Origin of the sequence: Bartonella sp. AP57NXGY (assembly GCF_042195805.1) — a bacterium.
GTDB lineage: Bacteria > Pseudomonadota > Alphaproteobacteria > Rhizobiales > Rhizobiaceae > Bartonella.
Genome location: NZ_JBHIOZ010000002.1, coordinates 55,272 through 66,752 on the forward strand (window position 1 = coordinate 55,272; position 11,481 = coordinate 66,752).

General features: G+C 38.1%; 9 protein-coding genes. 5 read left to right on the forward strand and 4 right to left on the reverse strand.

The features are described from left to right. Window positions 1–110: 110 nt before the first annotated feature. Window positions 111–974, forward strand: coding sequence for an NlpC/P60 family protein (locus ACFIL8_RS00670; RefSeq protein WP_375611871.1), 864 nt, complete (start codon window positions 111–113; stop codon window positions 972–974). Between the two features lie 898 nt (window positions 975–1,872). On the opposite strand, the gene mutT is transcribed toward ACFIL8_RS00670, so the two are convergent. From mutT to ACFIL8_RS00685, 3 genes are all read right to left on the reverse strand, one after another. Beyond that, window positions 1,873–2,286 (reverse strand): 8-oxo-dGTP diphosphatase MutT, encoded by a 414-nt coding sequence (gene mutT / locus ACFIL8_RS00675; protein WP_375627652.1) that lies wholly within the window; start codon window positions 2,284–2,286, stop codon window positions 1,873–1,875. Window positions 2,287–2,411: 125 nt separating this feature from the next. Then, window positions 2,412–3,644 (reverse strand): bifunctional glutamate N-acetyltransferase/amino-acid acetyltransferase ArgJ, encoded by a 1,233-nt coding sequence (argJ, locus tag ACFIL8_RS00680; RefSeq protein ID WP_375638357.1) that lies wholly within the window; start codon window positions 3,642–3,644, stop codon window positions 2,412–2,414. Between the two features lie 129 nt (window positions 3,645–3,773). Continuing rightward, entirely contained in the window at window positions 3,774–4,727 is a 954-nt protein-coding gene (locus tag ACFIL8_RS00685; protein ID WP_375611828.1) for a peptidylprolyl isomerase, read from the reverse strand. Window positions 4,728–5,162: 435 nt separating this feature from the next. On the opposite strand from ACFIL8_RS00685, the gene secA reads away from it, so the two are divergent. From secA to prmC, 4 genes are all read left to right on the forward strand, one after another. Then, entirely contained in the window at window positions 5,163–7,880 is a 2,718-nt protein-coding gene (gene secA, locus ACFIL8_RS00690) for a preprotein translocase subunit SecA (RefSeq protein WP_375613297.1), read from the forward strand. Next, on the forward strand, window positions 7,819–8,310 hold the full coding sequence (locus ACFIL8_RS00695; protein WP_375611830.1) for a Fur family transcriptional regulator: 492 nt from the start codon (window positions 7,819–7,821) through the stop codon (window positions 8,308–8,310). Before secA ends, ACFIL8_RS00695 begins: the two co-directional genes overlap by 62 nt. Window positions 8,311–8,532: 222 nt before the next feature. Continuing rightward, window positions 8,533–9,609, forward strand: a complete 1,077-nt coding sequence (gene prfA / locus ACFIL8_RS00700; RefSeq protein ID WP_375613296.1) for a peptide chain release factor 1 — start codon at window positions 8,533–8,535, stop codon at window positions 9,607–9,609. Further along, window positions 9,606–10,472 carry a peptide chain release factor N(5)-glutamine methyltransferase gene (gene prmC / locus ACFIL8_RS00705; RefSeq protein WP_375613295.1) on the forward strand — a complete coding sequence of 289 codons (867 nt, stop codon included), beginning with the start codon at window positions 9,606–9,608 and terminating at the stop codon, window positions 10,470–10,472. Before prfA ends, prmC begins: the two co-directional genes overlap by 4 nt. On the opposite strand, the gene nrdF is transcribed toward prmC, so the two are convergent. Continuing rightward, window positions 10,469–11,443: a class 1b ribonucleoside-diphosphate reductase subunit beta gene (nrdF, locus tag ACFIL8_RS00710; RefSeq protein ID WP_375611833.1), complete on the reverse strand. Its 975-nt coding sequence runs from the start codon at window positions 11,441–11,443 to the stop codon at window positions 10,469–10,471. The genes prmC and nrdF overlap by 4 nt on opposite strands. Window positions 11,444–11,481: the final 38 nt, after the last annotated feature.

Consider the following 11,481-nt stretch of genomic DNA (forward strand, 5'->3'; position numbering starts at 1 on the left):
TAATTGGTCTTACACTGTGTTCTTAGTTTTGTTTGAGGATAAAAACCTTACCAATACAGTTTTCATGAGTTTGTTTAAAGGTAAGGAGTAACAAAATGGAAAGCAAAAAGATGATCTCTAAAGACCCAAGACTTCATGCATTCAGAGATGATCTAGCAGATCAACGTCTTGAAACAGAAATTACAGCTCAACGCTTTGTTCAAGGTGAAAAAAGACGTGTTAATACAGCGGTCGCTGGACTTTTTAAAGAAAATAGTAAAAAAAGTGAAAGACAAACAGAATGCTTATTGGGAGAAGAACTTCTCATTTTTGAACAAGGGGAAACATTGTCGTGGGGACAATCACTCAAAGATGGTTATGTCGGTTATATTGATACAAAAGTTCTTTGTACATCAACCATAAAACAAACACATGTGGTTTCAGTACCACGCACATTTAAATATTTACACGCTGACTTACGTGGACCAATAGTATCCCCATTATCTATGGGAAGCAAAGTCAGTGTTGTTGATGAAATTGAAGTCCGTGACACAATGTATTCTATTCTTGAAAATGGAACAGCAATCATTACGAGCCATCTCAGCCCCATTGGACGCGTATATGAAGATTATGTCACAGTTGCAGAAACCTTTATCCGTACACCTTATCTTTGGGGTGGTGTCAGCGGTTTTGGAATTGATTGTTCGGGACTCATTCAGCTCTCTATGATGATGACCGATCAAATAGTCTTACGTGATACCGATATGCAGCAAGAAACTATAGGCAGTCTTCTTACAGATACTGATAAACTTCAACGAGGTGATTTAATTTTTTGGAAAGATCATGTTGCTATTATGGTCGATCACGCAAATATTATTCACGCAAATGGTTTTTCTATGGACGTTATGATTGAGCCATTGGAAAAAGCAATTACGCGTATCGCTAAAAAAAATCAATATCCTATCGCAAAACGCCGTCCAATTCAAGAAACTTAATACATGCCTCCTATAAAAAATTAATTGAATGTTTTTATTATGCAATAGATTGATTTATAAGGATAATTATCCATCATTCACTCTGCATCAAGCATTCTAAATATCGTAAAATTCTCTTATTTCAAATCTGTTTTTATGTTGAATCAATCAAAATCGCTTGCTTGTTCATCACAAGCGAAATTGATGTATAAGTAAAAATGATTACGAAAAGAAAAATATCCCTTCTGAATGCTCTCAAATGCCAAGAGCTATCATAACTAACATTGGAACCAGCTTACTCCTTCACAAGCGTAAAGATAGTGGCGCTCAATAGATTTTATCTTATAAAGCTCTACCATTATACCATTCACGAGTGCCGGCACGAAATGGGCTTTGGAATATTGCGAGATGCCTCTTTTAAACAACCCCGCAAATATGCAACACAATGGCGTTCTATATTACGTAAGGGATATGCCCCTCTTAATCAAAAGCAACATTTTTTGAAATTTTTCCTATTATCGATATCTTATGAAAGAAATACTCCTAATATCTCTCGGTGCATCCAAGACAATCTCTCAATAATAATCGCGAAAAGTATAAATCCATTATCTACCACCATTTTTATGCTTATGAAGCGTGCAAAGGCATCATTATACACTTTGCCAATTCTCAATGTTGCGATAACCCTTGGCTATTGGAGAGTATTCTTTCAACACGTATTTTATTTCTTTCTTAAATAATTTTATCCACATGACCCGCCCCGCTTGGAACGTGCAAAAGAATGGTTTTGACTAATTTAACATAAAACAGATTTGAAATGAGAAAATTTTTATGACCCTGGACTTTCCCATTCAACATAAAAAATATAAATTATTATTTTAAATCAATATATTGAATTATATTTTCTTCTTATAACACATTAAAGAAGATGATTTTTCAATACCTGAACCAATGGTTTATCAGCATCAGGCATAGGGTATTTATCAAGATCATTAATAAAAACCCATTCTAAATTTTGGCCCTCTCGTCCTTGCGCAACGCCCTCATAATGGTCACAAAGATACAATGGCATTAAGAGATGAAATGTTTTATAGCTATGACTTGCAAATGTTAAAGGGTGTAAATTATTTGGTTGAACATAAATACCAAGCTCTTCCTCTAATTCACGAATCAATGATGCTTCCGGAGTTTCACCTTGCTCAACCTTGCCACCAGGGAACTCCCATAAACCAGCCAATGATTTTCCTTCAGGACGCTGTGTAAGCAAAACACGATTATTCTGATCTAACAGTGCACATGCAACAACAAGAAGAATGGAACTTTTCATACACATATCACTCCCCAATAGGGAACATAAAGATAACTGACTTTTCTATCATATCCCCTCTGCTCCTAAAAGAGCTCACATACCCCATTTGCTCTGAAAAATAATAAACTGTTAAATATAAAGTGCATCCATTAACTTCTGTAATCGCTATTGATCATAACGTACTCTTTTGTTAAATCGCAAGACCAAACCGTCGCCGTACTCTTACCCAAACCGATATCAACACGAATCGTGATGTGCTTACCTTGCATATAAGTACCTATTGTCTCTTCACAATACTCAGGATCTCGTACGCCATTCACGGCCACACGATGCTCACCAAACCAAATCGTCAATAGATCACGATCGACTTCAACACCGGCCTTCCCAACTGCCATAACGACCCGCCCCCAATTCGCATCTTCACCGGCAATAGCCGTTTTTACGAGCGGTGAATTTGCAATTGATAAAGCAATAGTTTTAGCTGCATTATTTGTTGTAGCACCCACCACATTAACCTCAATTAAATGACGAGCACCTTCACCATCACAAACAACTTGTAGTGCAAGTTCATGCAGAAGTGCACTCAATTGTTTCACAAAAACCCCATAACGCGGATCAGATTTACTTGTAAGACATGGAACATGTTCTTTTCCTGTCGCAAACAACATAAGCGTATCTGAAGTTGAGGTATCGCTATCAACAGTAATTGAATTGAAAGAACCCTCAACTGCCTCTGATAACATGGATTGGAGTGCATCCGAAGAAATGGTAGCATCACTAACCACAAATGACAGCATTGTCGCCATATCGGGTGCAATCATACCAGCACCTTTTGCAATTCCATTAATGGTAACACGCTCTCCCCCACAGTCAAAAGTGCGGGTCGCAAGTTTTGGAAATGTGTCCGTTGTCATTATGGCTTTTGCAGCTTCCAACCAATTTCCCTCTTCTGCTGTCTCTGTCATACTTGGTAAAAGATTGACAATACCCGATGCATCCATTGGCTCACCAATAACACCCGTAGAAGCTATAAAAATTTCATCTTCTCTAACCTTTAAAGCGTTCGCTGCTGCACAAATAATTGCATCGGTTGTGTGCTTTCCTTTGCTTCCTGTAAAAGCATTTGCATTTCCAGAATTCACAACAACACCCCTCGCAACCCCATGAGGAAGCGATGCACGACAATGCTCTACAGGGGAAGATGGACATTTTGAACGGGTAAAAACACCGGCCACACTCACTGGCTTATCGAATATGATGAAAAGAAGATCTGTACGATCTTTATATTTAATCCCAGCTTCAGCTGTTGCTATCCGTACACCAGATAATGGAGAAAGCTCTTGGATCTTTTGAGGCGACAAAGGAGAGATTTTCAAAACCACAATATGCTTTCTATAAAAAAATGAAATAATTGCAGATCAATAACCTCTCATAGAAAACTGCTAGGCTTTTTGAACAAAACTAACCTAGCAAATTATCTATTAAAGAGGCTATCTACTTATTTTTACTAGCTATTCCGTATCTTCTTCATCAGATGTCTCATCGGGAAGTAGCGTCCCATTTTGATGAAGCGATTCCATGATTTTTGTAACATTAGGATCAGGGTATTTCACATCTATCTTGCTACGCAAATCAACAATCAGTTCTTGATAGCGCTTTTTTATCAGCTGTGTCCGCAACATCTCTTTAACATCATCAAATGCAGGCGGTTGTTTTACACGACGATCTTCTAATTTAATAATATGCCAACCAAAAGGACTTTCAACGGGTTGTTTTGTGTATTCGCCAACTTTCAAACCAAATGCGGCATCTTCAAAAGGCTTGACCATTTGACCATGGCTAAAATAACCAAGATCACCCCCAACGGCAGCAGAACCATCTGTTGAACTTTTCTTTGCAATCTCTTCAAAATTTTCGCCTTTATTTAAATGCTTAATGATAGCTTCTGCTTCTTTTCTCGTTTTGACCAAAATATGACGCGCTTTAACCTCATCCTCTTTAGGTAAAGCAGCAACTTCTTGCTTATAAAGAGCTTCCAAATCAGTATCCGATATTTTATCAACAATCGCCTGTTTAAAATAAAGCTGTTGAAGAACATTGTCACGCATGACTGCCATACGTTTATCGTAAGCTTCTGTCTTATCAAGACCTTTGCTTCTTGCTGCTTTTGCGAGGGCCTGCATATCTAAATAAGCTTTTAGAACCATCATACGGCGTTGTTCATCAGGAAAACGTGCTAAATTAGGATTTATTTCAAGCGCTAAATCATCCAATTGGCCTGCTGTAATATTTTTCCCATCAATAACCGCCATAACATGAGAAGGAGAAACGGCTTTTTCAGAAGCTTTCTCTAAAGTCTTTAAATCACTCGACGATGAATTCAAACCTTCTTGAGCACTCACCCCTAAACTTGTACTTGCCAATAAAGTTGATGCTAAAAAAAGCGTGATAAAGTTAAATTTCATAAATATACTCCTTAAAAATGAAGGCAGGTTCAAGATTCCAATTTTCTTTACCATAACACTTTAATCTTTAAACATAGAGAAATAAATTAGTAATTTTATTTAAAAAAAGTATAAAATTATCCTTTTATCTCAGTTTCTCCAATCCTATCTAATGCAGATGAAAAACATGATAATAGAGAAAAATGACATATTGTATCTTAAATTACTTTGTATTGTATCAGTTAAATAGCATACTTAAAGTTGACATAAAGCGCTTAGCCTCTTATCTCTACTTTACAATTAGAGTGAAAAATTGCACACCAGCAAGTATAATGGTACCATCTGCATTTCATGATGTCACTAATGATATCAGATAATTTGAAGAAAATGTAGAGTATGGGGAGAGCGTATGAATTACCCAACAAGAGTGACAACAATTAAAAGAAAGGGCCAGAGATGGTCAGTTTAGGTGTTTTTGCCCGTAAGTTTTTTGGTTCAGCTCATGAGCGACATCTCAAAGCACTCCGCCAAAAAGTTGCACAAATTAATGCTTTGGAAGAACAATTCGTAAAATTAAGTGATGAGCAGCTTTGCCAAAAAACAGATGCCTTTCGTAAACGTCTTAGTGAAGGTGAGAGTGTTGATTTGCTCTTACCAGAAGCTTTCGCGACTGTTCGTGAAGCCGCAAAACGTGTTTATGACATGCGTCCTTTTGACGTGCAACTTATTGGTGGAATGGTCCTTCACGACTGCGGCATAGCTGAAATGCGTACTGGTGAAGGTAAAACATTAATGGCAACTCTACCAATTTATCTCAATGCATTGGAAGGTAAAGGCGTTCATGTTGTGACAGTAAACGATTATCTCGCCAGTCGTGATGCTGAAACAATGGGGAAAATTTTTAGTTTTCTAGGGCTTACAACAGGCGTGATTCTTCATGATCTTGATAGTGATGCCCGCCGAGAGGCCTATGCATGCGACATCACCTATGCCACAAATAATGAACTAGGTTTTGATTATTTGCGTGATAATATGGCCTTCGATCATAGTCAAATGGTCCAACGTGGACATCATTACGCAATTGTTGATGAAGTTGATTCGATTCTTATTGATGAAGCCCGTACCCCCCTTATTATTTCTGGTCCTCTAGAAGATCGTACTGACTTCTATAACCTTATTGATACATTTATTCCTGCCTTAACTCCAGAAGACTATGAAATAGACGAAAAACAAAAAACAACGACCTTTACCGAAGTTGGTACTGAAAAAATTGAAAAAATGCTCGAACAAGCTGGACATCTTAAAGGTGAGAGTCTTTATGACATAGAAAATGTCGCTATCGTTCATCATGTCAATAATGCTCTAAAAGCTCATAAACTGTTTGCTCGCGATAAAGATTATATTGTTCGCAATGATGAAATCGTTATTATTGACGAATTTACAGGGCGAATGATGCCTGGGCGGCGTTATTCTGAAGGACTTCATCAAGCGTTAGAAGCTAAAGAGCATGTTGCTATTCAACCAGAAAACCAGACACTTGCTTCCATCACTTTCCAAAATTACTTCCGTATGTATAGAAAATTATCTGGCATGACTGGAACTGCAACAACAGAAGCCGAAGAATTCAGAAATATTTATGGTCTTGACGTTGTCGAAGTCCCTACAAATTTGCCAATACAACGTATTGATGAAGATGATGAGATTTATCGAACAGCAGAAGAGAAATATCGGGCAATTGTGCGTGATATCCGTCAAGCTCATGAAAAAGAACAGCCTATTCTTGTTGGAACAACCTCTATTGAAAAGTCAGAACAATTGGCAGAGCGTTTGCGAAAAGAAGGCATTACCGATTTTAGAGTCTTAAATGCTCGCTATCACGAACAAGAAGCATATATCATTGCGCAAGCAGGAGTTCCTAGAGCTCTCACCATTGCAACCAACATGGCAGGACGCGGTACGGATATACAGCTTGGTGGTAATGTTGAAATGCGCATCCGACAAGAGTTACAGGATATCCCGGAAGGTCCAGAGCGGACAGCTAAAATTGAAGAAATAAAAAAAGATGTTCAGAAGCTTAAAGAAAAAGCTTTAGCGGCTGGAGGGCTTTACGTTATCGCTACTGAACGTCATGAAAGCCGTCGTATTGATAACCAGCTTCGTGGACGTTCTGGTCGCCAAGGCGATCCTGGTCGCTCGAAATTCTTTCTCTCTCTTCAAGATGATCTTATGCGTATCTTTGGCTCTAACCGTATGGATGGTATGCTGCAAAAACTTGGATTGAAAGAAAATGAAGCTATTATCCATCCATGGATTAATAAAGCCCTTGAAAAAGCACAAAAAAAGGTCGAAGCACGAAACTTTGAAATTCGTAAAAATCTGCTAAAATATGATGATGTCATGAATGATCAACGCAAGGTTATTTTTGAACAGCGTATGGAGGTCATGAATGCAGATGATTTATCAGAAATGATCCTTGAAATGCGTAATGAAGTCGTAGAGGATCTCGTAGAGGCTTATATTCCATCAGGGACATATTCTGAAAAATGGGATGCAAAAACTCTCGAAGAAGAGCTTCAACAACTCTTTAATCTTGAGCTTCCAGTGGAAGAATGGGCAAACGAAGATGGAATTGCCGAGGAGCAAATTCTAGAGCGTGTATCAAATGCTGTTACAAAACTTGAAAATGAGCGTACTGAACGATATTCTCCAGAAGTTATGGCTTATTTTCACAAAGCAGTATTGCTCGAAACTATTGACACGTTATGGCGTGAACATCTGGTGAGTTTAGACCATTTGCGTTCTGTTGTTGGTTTTCGTGGTTATGCGCAGCGGGATCCGCTCAATGAATATAAGACAGAATCATTTGAACTCTTTCAAAGTATGTTGAAAAATTTGCGCCGAATTGTCACTTCTAAGCTTATGCGCTTTGAAATCATTCAACACCCCACAGAACCGGCCATGCCTGAGCAAACTGATGCTGCTTCTTCTGTCTTTAATGATCAAAGTCAAGAAAATGCTCCCACCTTATGGGCACGATCACAAGAAAATAGATTTGTTAATCCACAAGATCGTGACCCTAACGATATAACCACATGGGGAAAAGTTGGACGTAATGAGCGTTGTCCTTGCGGTTCAGAGAAAAAATACAAACACTGTCATGGAGCCTTTGTTTGAAAAGCAAACTATGCAAATGAATAAAAAGCGAAATTATGAGCAAGAATTGCGCACAGCTGGTTTAAGAGTAACACGTCAACGACGAGTTATTCTTGATATTTTGACTGATACAAATGATCATCCTAATGCATTTGAAATTTTTCAGCGTGCAAACAAAATAGATTCGAATATTTCACTCTCAACTGTTTATCGAACCATGAAAATATTAGAAGGAAATGGAACAATTCATCGCCATAGCTTTAGTGGTGGTCCATCTCGTTTTGAGCAAGCAGATGGGCAACATCATGATCATCTCATTGATATAGAAACAGGACAAGTTATCGAGTTTCATTCTGATGTTATTGAAAAGCTGCAAGAGGAAATTGCAAAATCCCTTGGCTATGATATTATTCATCACCGCCTTGAACTTTACGGAAAAAAAAACTCTTAAAAAAGTAATCATATATCATTAGATAAAATACCTCAGGCAAATCAAATTTTATAAAAATTTACCTTTAAAATATAATAGTTTTCATTGGCAAAAAAAAAGAATTGCTTTATTACCCCTCTTTGTATGATGCTATACGGTAATTCATTGCCAATATTATAACAAACAATCATTGCAACAAAATATTATAAAAATTGTATTATGAAAAATTAGGCCAATATTATCATGGTTTCCTTGCCACAAGATCGTATGAGACAGCTTGAAAAGCGCTTTGAAATAATTGAAAGCCAAATGACGACGAATCCAAATGCTGAAACATATGTCAAATTAGCTTCTGAATATGCAGAACTACAACCCGTTATTACCTCTATACGCGCATTAAATGCTCTTTACGAAGAGATTACAGAATTAGAAACGATTATCAACGATAAACAAACAGATATAGAGATGCGTAATCTTGCCCAGGAAGAGCTACCATCGTTATATAAAAAAGTAGAGCAATTTGAAAAAGAACTCCAGATTCTGCTTTTGCCTAAAGATGTTGCTGATGAAAAAAACGCTATTGTTGAAATTCGAGCAGGAACGGGTGGCTCAGAAGCAGCACTTTTTTCCGGTGATCTTTTCCGCATGTATGAACGTTATGCCCATGCTCACAATTGGAAAGTAGAAGTTATTTCACTTAGTGAGGGGGAAGTTGGCGGATATAAAGAGATTATTGCTACCATTTCAGGAAAAGGTGTCTTTTCTAAATTGAAATATGAATCAGGGGTTCATCGTGTGCAACGTATCCCAGAAACAGAGACAGGTGGGCGTATCCATACATCTGCTGCTACCGTTGCTGTGCTTCCAGAAGCTGAAGATATTGATATTGATATTCGTCCTGAAGATATTCGTATCGACACAATGCGTGCATCTGGAGCAGGAGGACAGCATGTTAATACAACGGATTCAGCTGTTCGTATCACGCATATTCCAACAGGAATTATGGTCGTACAAGCAGAAAAATCACAACATCAAAACCGAGCACGAGCCCTTCAAATTTTACGGGCACGCTTATTCGATATCGAACGACAAAAAGCGGAAAGTGAACGTTCAGCTTCTCGTAAAAGCCAAGTTGGTTCTGGTGATCGCTCAGAACGTATTCGTACCTATAATTTTCCACAAGGACGTGTCACGGATCACCGTATTAATCTAACCTTGTATAAGCTTGATCGCATTCTAGAGGGAGATCTTGATGAGCTTATTCATGCACTCATCTCAGATCACCAAACAGCACTCCTGATGGAAATGGACAATAATTGAACAAATATTCTTTCAAAAATGTCATCCAACAAACTCAAGAAAAATTGCGCATGAAAGGAATTTCTGAAGCCAATCTCGATGCGAAAATACTCATTGAATGGATAACAGGAATAAATGCTGCTGAAAGAGTTTCTAAACCAGATATGCATCTATCTTCTGAGCATATTATACAAATAGAACAGGCTTTACAACGGCGTATTGCAGGCGAACCCGTTTACCGTATTATAGGAGCACGAGAATTTTATGGTATATCTTTTACATTATCTCAAGAGACGTTAGAACCACGCCCTGATACAGAAACGCTGATAGATCTTGTTCTCCCTTTTCTCCAAAAACAGATCGAAAATTCGAGAAGAACAACATTCCTTGATATGGGAACAGGAAGTGGCGCCATTGCCATTGCCATTCTTAAACAAATTCCCCAATCCTATGCAGTCGCTGTCGATATTTCTGAAGATGCCCTTAAAACAGCGACAAAAAATGCAAAAAATGCTGAAGTAGCACACCGCTTCACACCCCTTCTTAGCGACTGGTTTGATTCTGTCACAGATCGCTTTGATTTTATTGTTTCCAATCCACCTTATATCCCCGCAAAAGATATCAAAAAACTTGCAAAAGAAGTGCGCTTACATGATCCATTGCGCGCTCTTGTCGGTGGAAAAGATGGTCTTGATTTTTATCGAAAGCTCGCCCATGAAGCAGCCAACTACTTAAAAGAAAACGGCACTATCGCTGTTGAAATTGGTTACTCTCAAGAAAAAGAAGTTTGCAATTTGTTTGAAACAAATGGCTTCCAATGTTTAGAAATGCGCAAAGACCTCAGTGGAATACCCCGCGCACTTCTATTTGCATGCAAACATTAAAATTCCCAATCATCATCCGTGGTAGCAACCGCCTTGCCAATGACATAAGAAGAACCTGCCCCTGAAAAAAAGTCATGATTTTCGTCAGAGTTTGGTGATAAAGCTGCCAAAATAGCGGGATTAACACGACAAACCTCAGGGGGGAAAAGAGCTTCAAAACCTAAATTCATTAAAGCCTTGTTAGCGTTATAATGAAGAAAAATTTTAACATCTTCTGTCAATCCAAGCGCATCATAAAGATCTTCAGTATATTTGCACTCGATGTTATAAAGATCAAAGAGCAGGTTAAAAGCAAAATTTTTAATTTCTTGTCTTTTGGCTTCATCAAGCTTTGCAAAGCCCAATTGGAATTTATAACCTATATAATAACCATGGACCGCTTCATCACGAATGATCAGTCGAATGAGATCTGCTGTATTGGTTAACTTAGCGCGACTGGCCCAATACATGGGCAAATAAAAACCAGAATAAAATAAAAAGCTTTCCAGCAAAGTCGAAGCAATTTTTTTCTTAAGTGGATCATTTGCTTCATAACGCTCAAGTACTAATCTAGCCTTTTTCTGCAAATGAATATTTTCTTCTGACCATCTAAACGCATCATCAACTTCTACCGTCGAACAAAGGGTTGAAAAAATAGAGGAATAAGAACGTGCATGAACCGCTTCCATGAAGGCAATATTCGTCAAAACTGCCTCCTCATGCTCTGTTATCGCATCAGCCAGAAGCGAAATGGCTCCTACAGTGTTTTGAATTGTATCAAGAAGCGTTAGTCCTGTAAAAACACGAATCGTTAGCTTGCGTTCTTCATCCGTTAAGCTTGACCATGAGGGAATGTCATTGGAAAGTGGAACCTTCTCAGGTAACCAAAAATTCCCAGTTAAGCGGTTCCATACTTCAAGATCTTTCTCATCATGTAATCTATTCCAATTAACAGCGCACACAACAGGATTTTTGGTTGTAATCTTTGTCATATGATGATCTCCTATAAACTGCACGAAACACAGCCATC

What these genes read in the sequence shown, in the direction of transcription:
- ACFIL8_RS00670 (WP_375611871.1), top strand. Translation starts at nt 111, where the DNA reads ATGATCTCTAAAGACCCAAGACTTCATGCATTCAGAGATGATCTAGCA.
- mutT (WP_375627652.1), bottom strand. Translation starts at nt 2,286, where the DNA reads ATGTGTATGAAAAGTTCCATTCTTCTTGTTGTTGCATGTGCACTGTTA.
- ACFIL8_RS00685 (WP_375611828.1), bottom strand. Translation starts at nt 4,727, where the DNA reads ATGAAATTTAACTTTATCACGCTTTTTTTAGCATCAACTTTATTGGCA.
- secA (WP_375613297.1), top strand. Translation starts at nt 5,163, where the DNA reads ATGGTCAGTTTAGGTGTTTTTGCCCGTAAGTTTTTTGGTTCAGCTCAT.
- ACFIL8_RS00695 (WP_375611830.1), top strand. Translation starts at nt 7,819, where the DNA reads ATGAGCGTTGTCCTTGCGGTTCAGAGAAAAAATACAAACACTGTCATG.
- prfA (WP_375613296.1), top strand. Translation starts at nt 8,533, where the DNA reads ATGGTTTCCTTGCCACAAGATCGTATGAGACAGCTTGAAAAGCGCTTT.
- nrdF (WP_375611833.1), bottom strand. Translation starts at nt 11,443, where the DNA reads ATGACAAAGATTACAACCAAAAATCCTGTTGTGTGCGCTGTTAATTGG.